General features: G+C 68.3%; 15 protein-coding genes and 1 pseudogene. 5 read left to right on the top strand and 11 right to left on the bottom strand.

The annotated features are described in order from the left end of the window. From E9536_RS35275 to E9536_RS35290, 4 genes and pseudogenes are all read left to right on the top strand, one after another. A pseudogene (locus E9536_RS35275) lies at window positions 1-127 on the top strand (putrescine ABC transporter permease PotI); the annotation flags it as partial. Between the two features lie 116 nt (window positions 128-243). Next, a complete protein-coding gene (locus E9536_RS35280) occupies window positions 244-1,827 on the top strand; it encodes a DUF3138 family protein (RefSeq protein WP_048026635.1) in 1,584 nt (527 codons plus the stop codon). A gap of 112 nt (window positions 1,828-1,939) precedes the next feature. Continuing rightward, complete coding sequence (locus E9536_RS35285) at window positions 1,940-3,244, top strand: FAD-binding oxidoreductase (RefSeq protein WP_124534582.1); 1,305 nt, start codon at window positions 1,940-1,942, stop codon at window positions 3,242-3,244. 24 nt (window positions 3,245-3,268) lie between these two features. After that, window positions 3,269-4,570, top strand: coding sequence for an FAD-binding oxidoreductase (locus tag E9536_RS35290; protein ID WP_027788936.1), 1,302 nt, complete (start codon window positions 3,269-3,271; stop codon window positions 4,568-4,570). A 145-nt stretch (window positions 4,571-4,715) separates the two neighbouring features. Here the strand turns inward: E9536_RS35290 and E9536_RS35295 are convergent, their stop codons facing one another. The 9 genes from E9536_RS35295 to E9536_RS35335 all read right to left on the bottom strand — a co-directional run bounded on the left by E9536_RS35295 (window position 4,716) and on the right by E9536_RS35335 (window position 12,802). After that, the gene (locus E9536_RS35295) at window positions 4,716-5,390 is read right to left on the bottom strand and encodes a DUF799 domain-containing protein (protein WP_136472403.1); all 675 of its coding nucleotides are present in this window, start codon (window positions 5,388-5,390) and stop codon (window positions 4,716-4,718) included. A 10-nt stretch (window positions 5,391-5,400) separates the two neighbouring features. Beyond that, the gene (locus E9536_RS35300) at window positions 5,401-5,862 is read right to left on the bottom strand and encodes a DUF4810 domain-containing protein (protein ID WP_060082909.1); all 462 of its coding nucleotides are present in this window, start codon (window positions 5,860-5,862) and stop codon (window positions 5,401-5,403) included. A 56-nt stretch (window positions 5,863-5,918) separates the two neighbouring features. Further along, entirely contained in the window at window positions 5,919-6,590 is a 672-nt protein-coding gene (locus E9536_RS35305; protein ID WP_182670311.1) for a CsgG/HfaB family protein, read from the bottom strand. 648 nt (window positions 6,591-7,238) lie between these two features. Then, window positions 7,239-8,597, bottom strand: a complete 1,359-nt coding sequence (gene gor / locus E9536_RS35310; protein WP_027788933.1) for a glutathione-disulfide reductase — start codon at window positions 8,595-8,597, stop codon at window positions 7,239-7,241. A 244-nt stretch (window positions 8,598-8,841) separates the two neighbouring features. After that, window positions 8,842-9,066 (bottom strand): hypothetical protein, encoded by a 225-nt coding sequence (locus E9536_RS35315; protein ID WP_027788932.1) that lies wholly within the window; start codon window positions 9,064-9,066, stop codon window positions 8,842-8,844. Window positions 9,067-9,442: 376 nt separating this feature from the next. Continuing rightward, window positions 9,443-10,564, bottom strand: a complete 1,122-nt coding sequence (locus E9536_RS35320) for a porin (protein WP_027788931.1) — start codon at window positions 10,562-10,564, stop codon at window positions 9,443-9,445. A gap of 316 nt (window positions 10,565-10,880) precedes the next feature. After that, window positions 10,881-11,582: a YoaK family protein gene (locus E9536_RS35325; protein ID WP_027788930.1), complete on the bottom strand. Its 702-nt coding sequence runs from the start codon at window positions 11,580-11,582 to the stop codon at window positions 10,881-10,883. A 57-nt stretch (window positions 11,583-11,639) separates the two neighbouring features. Beyond that, window positions 11,640-12,167, bottom strand: coding sequence for a chromate transporter (locus tag E9536_RS35330; RefSeq protein ID WP_043184629.1), 528 nt, complete (start codon window positions 12,165-12,167; stop codon window positions 11,640-11,642). Beyond that, window positions 12,164-12,802 carry a chromate transporter gene (locus E9536_RS35335; protein WP_027788928.1) on the bottom strand — a complete coding sequence of 213 codons (639 nt, stop codon included), beginning with the start codon at window positions 12,800-12,802 and terminating at the stop codon, window positions 12,164-12,166. The genes E9536_RS35330 and E9536_RS35335 overlap by 4 nt, the downstream gene beginning before the upstream one ends. A gap of 96 nt (window positions 12,803-12,898) precedes the next feature. On the opposite strand from E9536_RS35335, the gene E9536_RS35340 reads away from it, so the two are divergent. Continuing rightward, window positions 12,899-13,783, top strand: a complete 885-nt coding sequence (locus tag E9536_RS35340) for a transcriptional regulator GcvA (RefSeq protein WP_059700402.1) — start codon at window positions 12,899-12,901, stop codon at window positions 13,781-13,783. 39 nt (window positions 13,784-13,822) lie between these two features. Here E9536_RS35340 and E9536_RS35345 read toward each other — a convergent pair whose 3' ends face one another. Beyond that, complete coding sequence (locus E9536_RS35345; protein WP_059523034.1) at window positions 13,823-15,130, bottom strand: solute carrier family 23 protein; 1,308 nt, start codon at window positions 15,128-15,130, stop codon at window positions 13,823-13,825. A 280-nt stretch (window positions 15,131-15,410) separates the two neighbouring features. Further along, entirely contained in the window at window positions 15,411-16,646 is a 1,236-nt protein-coding gene (gene flgL, locus E9536_RS35350; protein WP_060174231.1) for a flagellar hook-associated protein FlgL, read from the bottom strand. Window positions 16,647-16,650 lie beyond the last annotated feature (4 nt).

Here is a 16,650-nt window from a genome sequence, read left to right on the forward strand (position 1 = left end):
GATGAACGCGCTGGCGACGCTGTTCATCACGGCCGTGACGATCGGCGTGATCGTCGTGAACCGGATGATGATCGCGCGCGAACGGCGCCGCGTGGCCGACATGAAGGCGGCGTTCGCGGTGGCGTGACGACGCACCTCCGGCTTCGAAGATAACAAGCAGTGCAGACAAGCAAGGCGCGCTGCCCCAGGGGGGGCGCGCGATTCGATCCCGATTTGACAGGCGCACGACAAGGAGAATCCGCAATGAAGAAGAAACTGATCTGCCTGCTGGTGGCCGGCGCGTTGCCGGGCATCGCGCTGGCCGACTCGACATCCGCCGAGATCAAGGCGCTGCAGGCGCAGGTCGCGGCGCTGCAGAAGCAGATGAAGGCGATGCAGGCGCAGCTTTCGGCGAAGGGCGGCACCGCGACCGCCCAGGCCGGCACGAAGGCCGCGCCGGTCGCCGTGGCCGTCGATCCGGGCTCGCCGGACTACGGCAAGGCGCAGGCGACGCTGACCAACGACGAAGTCGGCGAAATGAAGCAGCAGATCGCGAACCAGCAGCTGAAGGTCGATTCGCTGACGGACGCGGCCAACACGGGCCCGCTGGCCGGCCTGTCGGTCACGGGCTACATCGACCCGACCTACATCTACAACCGCGCGGCCGGTACGTCGTCGTTCCTGTTCGCGAACCACGAGAACGCGTACAACTACTTCAACAGCACGTTCGGCGATCTCTACCTCGACATCAAGAAGACCTTCGGCGTCGGCCCGATGGCACCGTCGGCGGAAATCACGCTGATGCCGAACCGCGGCAACGGCATCACGCTGCTGCAGAACTCGCGCGGCTCGATCACCGACAACCTGCTGAACACGGCGGTCATCAACGTGCCGATCACCGCCGAGACGACACTCGTCGCCGGTTTGATCCCGAGCTTCGGCGGCTACGAGGTGCAGCAGTCGAACCAGATGCTCACGCTCACGCACAACCTGCTGTACGATTTCTCGGATCCGGGCAGCTACGTCGGTATCGGCGCGAACTACACGAAGGGCAACTGGGCGTGGAAGTTCTTCCTCGGCAACGAGCAGTACCGCACGTACGGTTCGGTCACGCAGAAGGGCACCAACGCGCTCGGCGACCCGATCACGACCAGCAACAAGGTGCCGACCTTCACCGCGCGCGCGGACTACACGTGGTCGAGCGCGCTCGACATCGGCGGGTCGTTCAACATCGGGCGGCAGACGCTGTCGTCAGCCGCGGTAACTGATCCGGTGACCGGCCAGCAGATCGGCACCAACTACGGCCCGGGCGGTGCGGCACCGAGCGCGTACGGTTCGTTCTTCTTCGGTGAACTCGACGCGACCTACACGCTCGCCGACATTCAGTACAACGCGGAAGTCGACTACGGCCGTCAGCAGCATGCGGCGTTCAACGGCGGGCTCGCGCAGTGGTACGGCCTGTCGCTGCTCGCGCACCGCAAGTTCAACGCGCCGGTGGTCGGCCGCATGGGCGTGACGTTGCGCTACGACCTGCTCGCCAACTCGAAGAACGGCGGCGGCGGCGGCGGCATCGCGCTGAACGGCAACGGGATGGATCCGAGCAACGGCTTCGGCGTCGACGCGGACTGCCTCGCGCAGTCGAAGGCCGGCGGCGGCCTGGGCTTCGAGTGCAAGGGGGCGGTACGCCAGGACGTCGCGCTCGACCTGCTGTTCTATCCGACCCAGCAGATCACCGTGAAGGTCGAATACCGGCACGACTGGGCGAACAACAAGGTGTTCCTGCGCAACGACGGGTCGTACGGCAAGTCCAACGACCTGCTCGCGACGCAGTTCATCTATTCGTTCTGACGCAGCACACGCGGGACGCCGTGCCGCGCGCACGGCGTCCCGCGCCGTTTTTACCGGCCGCCGCACGATGCATCGCGCATCGCGTGCCGGCCGCAACGAGGGAGTCGGTCTGATGACGCAGTCTTTCACCCGCCGCGCCGATGCGCTCGCGCGCGACTCGTACTACGAGGCGACGGCCGTGCGGCCGGCCGCCGACGACCCGGTGCTCGAGGACACGATCGACGTCGACGTCTGCGTGATCGGCGCCGGCTTCGCCGGCCTGTCGACGGCGCTCGACTGCCGCGCGCGCGGGCTGTCGGTCGCGGTCATCGATGCGCACCGGCCCGGCTGGGGCGCGTCGGGCCGCAACGGCGGGCAGGCGATCACCGGCTTCGCGAAGGACGAGGAAATCGAGCGGCAGCTCGGCGCCGACGGCGCACGCGCCGCGTGGTCGCTGTCGCTCGACGGCGTCGCGCTGATCGCCGAGCGGATCGCGCGTTACGGGATCGACTGCGACTTCACGCGCGGCTACCTGACGGTCGCGACGAAGCCGCGCCGCATCGACGACCTGCGCGCGTGGATGGACGCCGCGACCGCGCGCTGGGGCCATCCGTCGCTGTCGTGGCTCGACACCGGCGCGATCCGCGCGCGCATCGCGTCGACGCGCTATCTCGCGGGTGTCTACGATCCGCTGTCGGGCCACCTGCATCCGCTCAAGTACTGCCTCGGCCTCGCCGATGCCGCACGGCGCGAAGGCGTCGCGCTGTACGCGCACACGCCCGCGCTCGACGTCGTGCGCGGCGCACGGCCCGTCGTGCGCACGCCGTCGGGCGACGTGCGCTGCCGCTTCGTCGTGTCGTGCTGCAACGCGGGCCCGGGCGGCGTGCTGCCGGCCGCGACGGCCGCCCGCATCGCACCGGTCGCGTCGTACATCATCGCGACCGAGCCGCTCGGCCAGGCACGCGCCGATGCACTGATCGCGCAGCGCGAGGCCGTGTGCGACAACAATTTCTTCCTCGACTATTTCCGGCTGTCGGCCGACCACCGGATGCTGTTCGGCGGCCGCGCGAATTCGGCCGGCGCGTCACCCGCCACGCTCGCCGAAACGATCCGGCGGCGCATGGTCGGCGTGTTCCCGCAGCTCGGCGACGTGCGCGTCGACCACGCGTGGGGCGGCTTCGTCGACGTCACGCGCAACCGCGCGCCGGATTTCGGCGCGCTCGATCCGAACTTCTTCTACGTCCAGGGCTTCAGCGGGCACGGCGTCGCGCTCACCGGCATCGCCGGACGCGCGGTTGCCGGCGCGATCGCGGGCGACACGCGCGCGTTCGACCTGTTCGCACGCATGCGCCACCGGCGCTTCCCCGGCGGCGACGCGTGGCGGCAACCCGCGCTCGAGCTCGGGATGCTGTACCACCGCGTACGCGAGCTGTTCTAAGCCCATTTATCCGTCCTCCTGACCATGCAGACATTCGCCAACCAGCCGCACGTCGCGTCCTACTACGCGGCGACCGCCAACGATACGACCCGCCACGCGCCGCTCGCCGGCACGATCGATGCCGACGTGTGCGTGATCGGCGCGGGCCTCACGGGCCTGTCCGCCGCGCTCAACCTCGCCGAGCGCGGCCATTCGGTGACCGTGCTCGAAGCGTCGCGGGTCGGATGGGCGGCGAGCGGCCGCAACGGCGGCCAGTTGATCGGCGGGTTCGCGTGCGATATCGATACGTTTGCGCAGTTCATGCCGGAAGGCGACGTGAAGCGCATCTGGGACATGGGGCTCGAAACGCTGTCGCTCGTGAAGTCGCGCATCGCGCAACACGACATCGACTGCGCGCTGGTGCCCGGCTACCTGACCGCCGCGAACACCGAACGCGACGCCGATTCACTCAAGCGCTGGCGCGACGAGGCCGCGAAGCGCTTCGGCTACGACCGCTTCCACTTCGTCGAAGCCGACGAACTCGGCGACTACGTGCAGTCCGACCGCTATTGCGGCGGCCTGTACGACCCGGACAGCGGCCACCTCCATCCGCTGAACTACACGCTCGGCCTCGCGCGCGCGGCCACCGGTGCGGGCGTGCGCATCCACGAGGACAGCTGCGTGACGCGCGTGCGCGACGTTGCAGGCGGCCATGTCGTCGAGACGAGCGGCGGCAACGTACGCGCACGCTTCGTCGTGCTCGCGTGCAACACCTTCGTCGGCACGCTCGCGCCCGCGCTGTCGAAGAAGATCATGCCGGTCGGCACCTACGTGATCGCGACCGAGCCGCTCGGCGAAGCGCGCGCCGCCGCGCTGATGCCGGCGCGCGCGGCGATCTGCGACAGCCGCTTCGTGCTCGACTATTTCCGGCCGGCGCCCGACACGCGCCTCGTGTGGGGCGGCAAGGTCAGCTATTCGACGCGGGAGCCGCGCGATCTCGCCGCGGCGATGCGCGCGGACATGCTGAAGACGTTCCCGCAGCTCGCGGACGTGAAGGTCGACTACGCGTGGGGCGGCTTCGTCGACATCACGATGAACCGCGCGCCGCACTTCGGCCGCATCGCGCCGACGATGTATTTCGCGCAGGGCTTCTCGGGGCACGGCGTGAACACGACCGCGCTCGCGGGCAAGCTGATCGCCGAGGCGATCGACGGGCAGGCGAGCCGCTTCGACCTGTTCGACAAGATCCGCCATCGCGACTTCCCGGGCGGCGAGGCATTGCGCACGCCGGCGCTCGTGCTCGCGATGAGCTGGTACCGGCTGCTCGACGCGTTCGGCGTGCATTGAGCGGCGCGCGGGCGACGAGCGCCGCCGCCCGCCATGCAAAACGGCCGCGCGAACGCGGCCGCCTGGTGCCGGATGTCGCGGCGCCGGCGCGGCAGGCAGGCGACCTGGCCTGCCCGACCGGCCGAAGCCGCTGCATCCGCGCGGGTCAGTCAGTCCCGTACTTCGGCGAGTGCGGCCCGTACAGCAACCCGTTCGGCGGCCCCGCCGACAACAACCTGCTGCTGGTCAGCCCGGCCACATCGTGCGCTTCGTCGGTCAGCGAGTGCGCGACCTGCTTGACGGCCGCCTGCACCAGCATCCCGACGACGCCGAACGCATTGACGCTCATGGAGTTGCCGACCTCCTTGCCGGTCGCACGGCCCTCGCCCTGCCACAGCACGTCGCCGCTCTTCAGGTCGATGAGCTTCGCCGACGCCGCGACCACCGTCGTGCTGTCCACCACCTGGTAGACGGAGCCGTATTGCGTGATCTTCGAATAGAGCGCGGCATCCGCACCGAAGATCTCGCGCAGCTTCGCCGGCGACGTGTTCTGGATCTCGGCCGCGTTCGCGAGGCCGTTCTGCTTGAAGGTCTCGTCCATCACCGCGACCGGCACCACGTAGTAGCCCGACTCGGCGAGCGGCTGCGTCATCTGCGACAGCACCCCGTAGGTCGCGCCGACATCGGTGGTCTCGTTGACCGGCGGCAGCACGAGGATCGAGCGCGGCTGGCTCTTCTTGAAGGCCGTGTAGTCGGGACGCTTGACGGGTTGCGCGCATGCGCTCAGCAGCGCGACGAGCGACAGCACGGACAGCAGCTTGAATGAAAGTGTCTTGATCATGGCACGCACGTTACTGTTGGGCGGGAGTCGGATCGGCTTGCTTCCGGCCGGCGATCGTCTGATCGGCGGCCTTCGGGTTCGCGGCCTGCGGATTCACGGCCTTCGGGTTCGCGGCCCTGGCATCGCCGGCCTTCTTCTTCATCAGGAAATCCATGTACGGCGCGGATTCCGGAAAGAGCGCCTTCTCGGCCTCGAACGACTGCGTGGCCTGTTGCCCGTTGCCGACGCTCGCGTAGAGCATCCCGAGATGCGCATGGAAGCCGGGCGGCGGCTTGTTACCCTTCGCGCGGATCTCCTGCAGCGCCTTCTCGAGCGCGTCGATCTGCTGTTGCGGCGAACTTTGCCCCTTGAAGTATTCGTACACCTGCGGCTGATAGCCGTTCCACTGATAGAGCGGCGGCGTGGTCGGTGCCGCGCAGCCCGCGAGCAGCATGGCGGCCGCCGTCGCCGGCAGCCAGATTCCCCGTTTCATGGTCTTGTCTCTTTCGATGAGTGAGTGATTCGTCGAGCGCGTGTCGCGCACGGCGCTTACTGCGGCACCTTCAGCGTGCCGGCGTCGACCTGGTCGACGAGATGGTTCACGGCCTCCTGGATCGCGAGATCCAGCACCTTGCCGTTGAGCGTCGAGTCATAGCCGGCGGTGCCGCCGAAGCCGATCACCTCGCGGTTCGACAGGCTGAACTCGCCCGCGCCCTGGCTCGATGCGACGACTTCCGACGTCGTCGTGTCGACGATGTTCAGGTTGACCTTCGCGTATGCGACCTGCGTCTTGCCGCGGCCGAGGATGCCGAACAGCTGGTGATCGCCGACGTCCTTGCGGCCGAATTCGGTCACGTCGCCGGTCACCACGTAGTTCGCGCCCTTCACCGCCTGCGCCTTCTTCATGAAGCCGGCTTCCTGCTTGATCTCGTCGAGATTCTCGCGATCGAGCACGTTGAAGCGGCGGCTCTGCTGCAGGCGCGTGACGAGGATCGTCTTCGCCTGCCCGCCGAGGCGGTCGATGCCGTCCGAGAAGATGCCGCGCATGTAGCTCGAGCGGTTGTCGAACTTGCCGACCGCGATCGCGACGGGCTTGCCCGCGTACGGTTTCTGCGCGCTGCTCACGGCCGGCACGTCGAGCGTGCGCGACGATTCGGTCGCGCAGCCGGACAGCGCTGCAACGAGCGCCGCCGCCACGAGGACGGTGCGTCGTGTCTGAATGTTCACTGTTGGTCTCCTTGTGTGGAAAGATGGCCCGGAACGGGCACGCCGGCTTGCAAACGACCCGGCGGTCGAAACGGTTGCGGTGCGAACGGGGATGCGTGCATCGGCGCGATGGACGCACGCGCGTTCATCGCCGCACCGGCGGTGGCAGTAGATGAGTGAAAGGGGCGCGCAACCCGTGCGTTGCGACGACATGCGGATGCGCGGCGCGGTACGCGACAGGCTCGCGCGCGCCGGCTACACCGTTATTCTGGTTACTGCGCTGTTGATCGCGCATGATCGGCCCCGTATATGATTTTTCGCGATCATATCAAGCCTGCTTATCAAGATGAGGAATCTTGATAATAGTTGACGATTTTCTTACTTATCCGACGCGCGCGGTCGAATCGGCGCAATTCCTCGCCGACAGGGGCTTTGCAGGCATGTGGACGCAGCGTGCCGATTTTCCTTTGTTGTCTCCGGCGATCGATCTCGAATCCGGCAATATCAAGATATATTGTCCGTACCGCCCATCCGCATTACCCATATCCCGAGAATAATCACCGAAATCCGGCTGCCTTTACCGCACCCGACGGGTTCGCCGGTCACGATGCATTCCGGCAATCCTGCCGCGCGCACGTACGAACGCGCGCGCATCCGCGCCGGCTAGTCGGCCACCTTCTGCCGCATCGTCACGAACTCCTCGGCCGCGGTCGGGTGAATGCCGATCGTGTCGTCGAACTGCGCCTTCGTCGCGCCCGCGCGAATCGCGATCGCAATCCCCTGGATGATCTCGCCCGCATCGCGGCCGACCATGTGCGCGCCGACCACGCGCTGGCTGTCGCGCGCGACGACGAGCTTCATCAGCGTGCGCTCGTCGCGGCCCGACAGCGTGTGGCGCAGTGCCTTGAACGACGTGCGGTAGATATCGACGTCGCCGTCGTAAAGATCGCGCGCGGTCGCCTCGGTGAGCCCGACCGTCGCGACCTCGGGCTGGCTGAACACCGCCGACGGCACCCATTCGTGATCCGTCGCGACACGCGACCCGCCGAACAGCGTGCGGGCAAGCAACGCGCCGTCGCGCGTCGCCACCGGCGTGAGCTGCGGCCGCGACGTGACGTCGCCGATCGCATGGATCGACGGCACCGACGTCGCCGAATACGCATCGACGGCAATCGCGCCACGTGCGTCGAGCATCACGCCCGCCTGTTCGAGCCCGAGCCCGTCGACGTTCGGCACGCGGCCGGTCGCATACAGCACTTGATCGTACGGCCCGTGCCGCGCATCGCCGACGCGCACGCTCAGCGTGCCGTCGTCCGCGCGTTCGATCGACTCGACCACCGCACGCGCGTGGATCGTGACACCCTGCTTCGTCATCTCGTCGGTGAGGAACTGGCGCACGTCGTCGTCGAAGCCGCGCAGGATCTTCTCGCCGCGATAGAACAGGTCGACGTGGCTGCCGAAGCCGTTGAAGATGCCCGCGAACTCGACCGCGATATAACCGCCGCCGACCACCGCGATGCGTGCGGGCCGCGCGGCGAGCGACAACGCCTCGCGCGACGTGATCGCATGTTCGATGCCGGGCCGCGCCGGCATCGACGGGCGCGAGCCGGTCGCGATCGCGATGTGGCGCGCGCGGATCGTGCGTTCGCCGATCGCGACCGTGTGCGCATCGACGAGCGTCGCGCGTCCGGCGTGCATCTCGACGCCCGATTGCCGCAGCAGATTGATGTAGATGTCGCTGAGCCGGTTGATCTCGCGATCCTTCGCGGCGATCAGCGCGGGCCAGTCGAGCGTGCCGGCGCCGAAGGTCCAGCCGAAGCCCTTCGCGTCCTCGACTTCGTGCGGATAGTGCGATGCGTAGACGAGCAGCTTCTTCGGGATGCAGCCGCGCAGCACGCAGGTGCCGCCGATCTGCTCTTCTTCCGCTATGCCGACGCGGGCACCGTACGACGCGGACATGCGCGCAAGCCGCACGCCGCCCGAGCCGGCCCCGATGACGAACAGGTCGTAGTCGAAATCCATCGCATTGCCTCATCGCAGTTCGGATGCAGGCACGATAGCAAGATTCCGGATTTCTTGCGGCACATGGTGCCGCCACGCGCACGCCCAATAAAAAACGGCGAGAGACGTTGCCTCTCGCCGGTCAAACCGGCTGCCGGGTGTGCCATGCGTCACCGATCGACCGCATGCCCGACCTGCCGGCTGCGCGGCACCGGCCCGGCCGGGCGCGCGAAGGGCGCGCCCACGGCCGGACCAGCCGCCATGCTCATGCCTGCGACGTGTCGCTGCCGTCCGTCGCCTGCGTGTCGTCTGCCTGCTGCGGCTGCTCTTCCTTCTTCTCGAGCATGCCTTCGATCGCTTCCGCGCCCTTGAAACCGGCGACGGCGGCTGCCGCCTTGGTCAGCAGGCCCGCATCCGGATCCAGCTTTTCCGCGCCTTCGACGGCGGCGATTGCGCCAGCGATTTCACCCACGGTGTTCAGGATACCCATCGTCATCCCCTATCAAGAAAATCGTGAGCGCATCGTCCCACGAAAAAAAACCGGCGAACCGCGATTGTCATCACCGGATACACAAGTTACGCACCAGGCCGGCCGCGCTCGCCGAGCGTGACCGGAACGACGCACGCGCGAGCCTGGCGGCACGCAACGGGCGATGCACGCAGCGTAGCGGAAAGGCTTCGCGCGCACTGTAAAAGTATGTTCTGGATTGCCGACGGTTCCCTTACGGCGCGGGGGTCTCGTGATGGAGCATTCGCCGAATAGTCGTGCGCGCGTATGAAGGTCGCATGACGAAAAAAAAGAGGCGCCTCGCGGCGCCCCTTCGATGCATGCCGGACGACTGCCGGCGCATGCGTTCCGACGTTCGTCAGAAGATATTGCGCAGGCCGATCGCGATGCCGGTCTGGTTGCTGCGGCCGGGCAGCTCGACGTTCGCCGCGCCGTTCGTCTTGTTGAAGTCGACGGTGCCGTAGATTTCCGTGCGCTTGCTGAGCGCGTACTCGGCGATGCCGACGATCGCGTAGCGGTTGCCGCTCGCGAGCGTGCCGTTCGTGGTCATCGCATTGCGCATGTGGTCGTAGTAGAACGCGCCCGTCAGCGTCAGCGGTGCGCTGACCTGCCAGCTCACGCCCGCGAACGGACCGTCGTCGATCCGTCCGGTGCCCTTCGCGACCGGAATCGACTGCTGGGCGAGCAGGCTGTCGACGAAGCCCGTGTCGTCCTTCGAGCGCAGGTAGCCCGCGTAGATCTTCGCCTTGCTGAACGCATACACGACGTTCGCGTGGTAGATCGTCTGCTTGCGCGCCGAGTTGTCGCTGTTCTGCTGTGCACCGGCCGCGATGCTGAGCGGGCCCATCACGTACGACAGCGACACGCCCCACGCATTGCCCTTGCCGAGCGAACCCGGGATCTGGCCCGAGAAGCCGCCGGCGCCGGTCGATTCGTAGTTGGTGCCGGTCGAGTACATCGCCTTCGCGGTCAGGCCTTCGAACTTGCCCGTGTACTTGATCTGGTTGTCCGCATACAGGCCGCCACCGAGTGCGACCGGCAGCCACGCGTTTTCGAGGTAGTTGCCGACCGTCAGCGGATCGTAGGTGTCCGACAGCAGGTCGAACAGCGGCGTCTTCTGGCGGCCGAGGGTCACCGTGCCGTACGGGCTCTGCAGGCCGACATACGCCGCGCGGTTGAACAGGCGGCCGCTGTCGGCGAATGCGCCGTTCTGCAGGTTCACGCCGCTTTCGAGGTTGAACACGGCCTTCAGGCCGCCGCCGAGATCTTCCGTGCCGTAGATGCCGAAGCGGCTGTTCGTGATCGCGCCGTTGGTCATCGACAGCAGGCCGTCGTTCTTGGCGTTGGCGTTGGTGAGGTAGCGAATGCTGGCGTCGGCGACGCCCCAGAGCGTGACCGAGCTTTGTGCGGCCGCGTACTGGCTGGCAAATGCGAGCGCGGCGCCCCCTGCGATGGCTGCGAGTCGTGTGGTCTGCTTCATGAGCTTTCCTGTTTGTAGGTGTCTCCGTTCATGGCCGGCCGCGTGCGCAGCCGGGTGGCGATCGCTCGCGTTCTTGGCGCGCGCGATGTGGGCTGAATCATATGACGACTGCAATCGCTGAAAGAAATTGAAATGCGCGGTAACGGCGGAACTGTCGCCCGCGCACAACGCCGCGCGCGCGAGGCGCGCCGGGCGGGCGTCGGATGCCGCACGGCATCCTCCGGCCACGCGGCTTACGGGATGTCGGGTCTGTAAGCATCGCCCCGCAGGCGCGGGGGAACGGGCAGGCGGCCGGAAGTGCCGGCGGGCGGCGCCGTCACGCCGCCGACGACGGCTCGCCGGGCGTCTCGCGCCGGCGCCAGGCGCGCCGGAGGATCTCCGCGAACGCACCGGCGAGCAGCAGCACGGCGCCCCACAGCGCGAGCTCCGGCACGAGCCGCGTGACGAGGCCGCCGATCACCGCGCCGGCCAGGAAGCAGAAGCTGATCGTCGCGAGTAGCGCCGAGTCGTGCAGCGCGCCCGCGTCGTAGCGCGGGATCAGCCCGACGAACAGCTTCTGCGCGGCGCGGCGCAGGTTGCCGGTCGTCATCACCGACGTGTACGACAGTTCCTCGAGATGGGTGAACGACAGCGTCTGCAGCGTCGCGACGAACGAAATGCCCGGAATCAGCCATGCGCTCGACGCGCCGACGAGCCCGCTCGCGGCGACGCCGAGAAAGGCGATCTCGACGAGCAGGCTCGCGAATGCGGTATGCCGCATCCAGCCGCGCTGCGCGGCGAGGCCGAGCAGGTGCGCGACGAACACCGCGACCACGAAGCCGCCGAGCGGCGGCACGTGGTGCAGCGCGGCCGCCCATTCGCCGGCCGACACGTTGATGCCGAGCAGCGCGACGTTGCCCGTCATCGTGTTCGCGAACACGTGGCCGTGGCCCACGTACGTGTATGCGTCGAGGTAGCCGCCTGACAGCGTCAGCAACGCGGCGACAGTGAGATTGCGGCTGGCGCCGTCGAGATCCATCGAGCCTCCCGTGAAGATTCGCGCCAGTATGGCGCACGGGACGTTAGCGTGCGCCGGTCATTGTCCGATGCCCGTGAGCCCGATCAGCGCGCCGCCCGCGAGCAGCCACAGCGGATGGATGCGCGTGCGCCACGCGAGCACCGCGCACGCGGCGGTGATGCCCCACTGGATCGCCGTGCGGTTCGACGCCTCGGAGATCAGCACCGCGCTCGCCGCGACGAGCCCGGCCGTGACGGGCATCATCCCCTGCTGCACGTAGCGGCGCCACGGCCGGTCGCGAAAGCGCTCCCACGCATGCAGCGCGAGCACGGTGACGATCGACGACGGCCCGAACTTCGCGAGCGACGCGACCAGCAGCCCGCTCCAGCCGGCCACGTGCCAGCCGACCAGCGACACGATCATCATGTTCGGCCCGGGCGCCGCCTGGGCCAGCGCGAACAGCGCGGTGAACTCGTGCGCGCTCATCCAGTGATGGACGTCGACGACCTGCCGCTGCATCTCCGGCAGGATCGTGTTGCCGCCGCCGAATGCGAGCAGCGACAACTGGCTGAAGATCGTCGCGATGGCGATCAGCGTGTCGTTCATGGCCGCCCCCCAGGTTGCGTATCGCGCGCCGCGGCCGGCGCCGGCTGCGGCGTGCCCGCGTCGCGGCGGCGCGACGCGAGCCAGATGCTGACGGGCGTCAGCACGAGCATCGCGGTCAGCAGCGGGATGCGCAGCACCGCGATCGCGACGAACGCGAGCGCCGCGATGCCGGCCGCCGCGCGCGCGTGCCGCAGCGGCTTCGCGACCTTCACGGCCATCGCGACGAGCAGCCCGGCCGCCGCGGCGGCGAGCCCCGCGAACAGGTGCTGCACGCGCGGATCGTTCTGCGTCTTCGCATACAGCACGCCGAGCGCGACGACGACGAGCGTCGGGCCCGCGATCAGCCCGAGAATGGCGGCGAACGCGCCGGCCACGCCGCGAAAGCGCATGCCGACGGCCACCGACAGGTTGATCACGTTGCCGCCCGGCAGGAACTGGCACAGCCCGAGCAGGTCGGTGAATTCGTCGGCGGAAAGCCACTTGCGCTCGTCGACGATGGTGCGCCGCGCGAACGGCAGCGCGCCGCCGAACGACATGAGGCCAAGCGACAGGAAGCCGGTGAACAACTCGGCGAGGCCGATGCGGCGGGGGGACGCGGCCGGCGGCGGGGCGGCGGGCGGAAAGGCGGATTGCATGGGGCTCCTCATCAAACGGTGAACCGAGGTTACCGCCGTTCGGCAGGCCTGCAAAACGATTTTATCGGCGCGCCCTTGTGATCTAGAATCACAAGCATGGCACGCGATCTCCCGCCCTTTTCCGCGCTTCGGGCCTTTGAAGCCGCGGCACGACATGAAAGCTTCAGCGCCGCCGGCGACGAGCTGCATGTGACTCACGGTGCCATCAGTCGCCAGATCGCCGGGTTCGAGGCATGGCTCGGCAAGCCGGTGTTCCACCGCTACGGCAAGCGCGTGAAGCTCACCGACGAAGGCCGCCGCTACCTGGACACCGTGCGCGCGGCGTTCGACAGCATCGCGCACGCGACCGAGCAGCTGCGCAACACCGGCGCGGCACGCGTGCTGCGCATCAACGCGCTGCCGACCTTCGCGATGAAATGGCTATTGCCGCGCCTGTCGCGATTCCAGCGCGATGTGCCGAACGTCGAGCTGAAGCTGTCGACGTCGAACGCGCCGCTCGACGCGCTCGACGGTTTCGACGTCGCGATCCGCCGCGGCCCCGGCCACTGGTCGAACTGCACGAGCGGCCACTTCCTCGACGAAAGCGTGATTCCGGTCTGCAGCCCCGCGCTGCTCAAACGCGCGCCGATCGCGCGCGCGGACGATCTCGCGCGCCACGTGCTGCTGCATTCGGATACGCGGCCGGAAGGCTGGCGCGACTGGTTCGCGGCAGCCGGCGTGGCGATGAAGGGGCGCAAGCGGCAGTCGTTCGACCACTTCTACCTGGCGCTGCAGGCGGCCGTCGACGGGCTCGGCGTCGCGCTCGGCCCGTTGCCGCTGATCGACGACGAGCTCGCGAGCGGCCGGCTCGTGATGCCGCTGGCGGGGCCGCGCATCGCGACGCGCAGCTACTGGTGGATCGCGCCGCGCGCGCCGGCCGACGATCCGCTCGTCGCGCAGTTCTGCGCGTGGCTGCAGGCGCAGTCGAATACCGGCGCGTGAGGCCGCGCCGGCGGGCGGCATCGCGCCGCCCGCTCCCGGTCAGACCACCGGGCCCGGTTCCTTTTCCTTGCGCAGGATCGCGTACAGGATGATCGCGCCGAACGTCGCGGTGCCGATCCCGCCGAGCCCGAAGCCGCCGATCTTCAGCGAGAAGTCGCCGGCGCCGAGCACGAGCGTGACGGCCGCGACGATCAGGTTGCGGTTGTCGGAGAAGTCGACCTTGTTGACGACCCAGATCCGCGCGCCCGTCACCGCGATCAGCCCGAACACGACGATCGACACGCCGCCGAGCACGGGGCCCGGAATCGTCTGGATCACCGCGCCGAACTTCGGCGAGAAGCCGAGCACGATCGCGATCAGCGCGGCGACCGCGAACACGAGCGTCGAGTAGATCCGCGTGACGGCCATCACGCCGATGTTCTCCGCGTAGGTCGTCACGCCCGTGCCGCCGACGCTGCCCGACACGATCGTCGCGAGCCCGTCGCCGATGAACGCGCGGCCCACGTAGCGATCGAGGCTGGTGCCCGTCATCGCGCTGACGGCCTTGATGTGGCCGAGGTTCTCCGCGACCAGGATCACCGCGATCGGCGCGAGCATCAGCATCGCGTGCGGATCGAACACCGGCGCGCGGAAACTCGGCACCCCGAACCAGGCCGCGTGCCCGACGATCGAGAAATCGATCGGCTTGCCGAGCCCCATCCCGTTGGTCGCGACCGCATAGATCGCGTAGGCGATCACGAGCCCGACGAGGATCAGCAGGCGCTGCACCATGCCGCGCGAGAACACGGCGACGCCGCCGACGCACAGCACCGTGACGAGCGCCATCACCGATTCGAAGGTCGATGCGGACACGCCCTTGACCGCGATCGGCGCGAGGTTGAGCCCGATCACCGCGACCACCGCGCCGGTCACGACCGGCGGCATCAGCGTCTCGATCCAGCGCGTGCCGATCGCCTGCACCAGCGCGCCGAGCGCGACGTACACGACGCCGCACGCGACGATCCCGCCGAGCGCGACCGGGATGTTCGGGTTCGGGCCGCTGCCGCCGTAACCGGTCACCGCGATCACGAGGCCGATGAACGCGAAGCTCGAGCCGAGGTAGCTCGGCACGCGGCCGCCGACCAGCACGAAGAACAGCAGCGTGCCGATGCCCGACATGAAGATGCACAGGTTCGGGTCGAAGCCCATCAGCAGCGGCGCGAGCACGGTCGAGCCGAACATCGCGACGACGTGCTGCACGCCCATCGCGACCATCTGCGGCCACGGCAGGCGCTCGTCGGGGCCGACCACGCGCGATGCCGCGCCGGTCGATTGCACCCGCCAGCGCGGGAAGTAGGAATCGGACATGGGGAAAAGGGCTCCTGTCGGTCGCCGGCTGCGGAGGATGCGCCGGTCTGGAATCTGGCGCGAGTTTACGGAGCGGAAATGGGGCTGGCAAGCAGACCGACACGCGGGCCGAGGCGCGGCGCCGGCAGGCGCGGGGCGCGGCCGGGTGCAGGCGAAACGGGGCGCGATCGCGCGGCCCGGCTGCCGGGCGGCCGCATCGGGGGCGAACGAGCGGGCCGCCGGCGGTCGACACCGGCCGCGACGCAAGCGTGCGCTCACATCGCGGCCGGCGCGGCGTGCATCAGGGGTTGATGTACTGGAACAGCGACAGGTTCTGCAGCTGCGCGTAAGCCTTCTGCGAGCCCGTCAGCGCGTTCTGCATCTGCAGGAACTGGCTGATCGTCGACACCATGTTGGTGCTCGTCAGGTCGGACAGGTTGCTGGTGACCTGCAGCGTGTTGGTCTGGTTCACGGTCTGCATCGCCTTGATTTCCTGCTCGCGGCCGCCGACCGACGCCTGCACGGTGAGGACGTTCGTCATCATGTTGTTCAGCTTCGTCGTGCCGGTGGTCATCGCGTTCGCGAGCGAGGCCGCGGCGGACGTGTTGCTGCTGATCGGCACCTTCAGCGCGGCGATCATCGAGTCGAGCGCCGCGAACACGTCGGTGCCGGCCTTCGGCGCGGGCGTGACGGTGAACGTGTCGCCGGACGCCGGTGTTCCCGACACCGGCACCGACAGGCCGTTGCCGAGCGCGATCCCGGCGCCGGCCGAATACGGCTGCGCGGCGGTCGTGGTCGGCGGCACCACGGTGTTGTCGGTGACCGTATAGGTCGGCGCGGCGGCCGTGCCGCCGAACGTGATCGTGAACTGGTGCGTGTTGGTCGCGGCCGACGGGCTCGTGATCGACACCGCGCCGATCGTGCCCGTGCCCGTGTTGCCCGCGCCGGCGAGCGGCACCGGCTGGCTGCCGAGCATCGGCACCGACAGGAACACGTTCGCGCCGTTGTCGCCCTGCGAGATCGCGCGCGTATCGGCGATCTGCACCTGCCGCGTGCCCGTGTCGCCGCTGTAGGTCACGCCGCCGCCCGGCGCGTTCGAGAACGGCGCCGTGGTCGACTGGAAGCCCGAAAACAGGTAGTTGCCCGAGCCGTCGGTCGAGTTCGCGAGCGTCAGCAACTGGTCGCGATAGCCCTGCAGCTGCGTCGACAGCGCCGCGCGGTCGCTGTCGGACAGCGAGCCGTCGCCGGCCTGGATCACGACCGTATGGATGTTGTTCAGCAGGTTGTTGACGCTGATGAGCGTCTGGTCTTCCTTCTGCAGCGACGACAGCGCGGCGTTCTGGTTCGACGCATACTGCGACAGCGTCGCCGACGTCATCGACAGCTGCACCGCCTGCGCGGCGCCGAGGGGGTTATCGGCAGGCGTCGAGAGGCTCACGCCGCTCGAGATCTGCTGGTACAGCTGCGAGAGCTGCGCCTGCTGATCGTTCATCTGCGCGACGTTCATCTGGTAGAACTGCGTGGTGGAAATCCGCATCGCA

This window comes from Burkholderia sp. LS-044 (genome assembly GCF_004803625.1).
Lineage (GTDB): Bacteria > Pseudomonadota > Gammaproteobacteria > Burkholderiales > Burkholderiaceae > Burkholderia > Burkholderia cepacia.

Excerpts from the sequence above, each read along its gene's own strand:
- E9536_RS35280 (WP_048026635.1), top strand. The coding sequence starts at position 244 with ATGAAGAAGAAACTGATCTGCCTGCTGGTGGCCGGCGCGTTGCCGGGC.
- E9536_RS35285 (WP_124534582.1), top strand. The coding sequence starts at position 1,940 with ATGACGCAGTCTTTCACCCGCCGCGCCGATGCGCTCGCGCGCGACTCG.
- E9536_RS35290 (WP_027788936.1), top strand. The coding sequence starts at position 3,269 with ATGCAGACATTCGCCAACCAGCCGCACGTCGCGTCCTACTACGCGGCG.
- E9536_RS35295 (WP_136472403.1), bottom strand. The coding sequence starts at position 5,390 with ATGATCAAGACACTTTCATTCAAGCTGCTGTCCGTGCTGTCGCTCGTC.
- E9536_RS35300 (WP_060082909.1), bottom strand. The coding sequence starts at position 5,862 with ATGAAACGGGGAATCTGGCTGCCGGCGACGGCGGCCGCCATGCTGCTC.
- gor (WP_027788933.1), bottom strand. The coding sequence starts at position 8,597 with ATGGATTTCGACTACGACCTGTTCGTCATCGGGGCCGGCTCGGGCGGC.
- E9536_RS35315 (WP_027788932.1), bottom strand. The coding sequence starts at position 9,066 with ATGGGTATCCTGAACACCGTGGGTGAAATCGCTGGCGCAATCGCCGCC.
- E9536_RS35320 (WP_027788931.1), bottom strand. The coding sequence starts at position 10,564 with ATGAAGCAGACCACACGACTCGCAGCCATCGCAGGGGGCGCCGCGCTC.
- E9536_RS35325 (WP_027788930.1), bottom strand. The coding sequence starts at position 11,582 with ATGGATCTCGACGGCGCCAGCCGCAATCTCACTGTCGCCGCGTTGCTG.
- E9536_RS35330 (WP_043184629.1), bottom strand. The coding sequence starts at position 12,167 with ATGAACGACACGCTGATCGCCATCGCGACGATCTTCAGCCAGTTGTCG.
- E9536_RS35335 (WP_027788928.1), bottom strand. The coding sequence starts at position 12,802 with ATGCAATCCGCCTTTCCGCCCGCCGCCCCGCCGCCGGCCGCGTCCCCC.
- E9536_RS35340 (WP_059700402.1), top strand. The coding sequence starts at position 12,899 with ATGGCACGCGATCTCCCGCCCTTTTCCGCGCTTCGGGCCTTTGAAGCC.
- E9536_RS35345 (WP_059523034.1), bottom strand. The coding sequence starts at position 15,130 with ATGTCCGATTCCTACTTCCCGCGCTGGCGGGTGCAATCGACCGGCGCG.
- flgL (WP_060174231.1), bottom strand. The coding sequence starts at position 16,646 with ATGCGGATTTCCACCACGCAGTTCTACCAGATGAACGTCGCGCAGATG.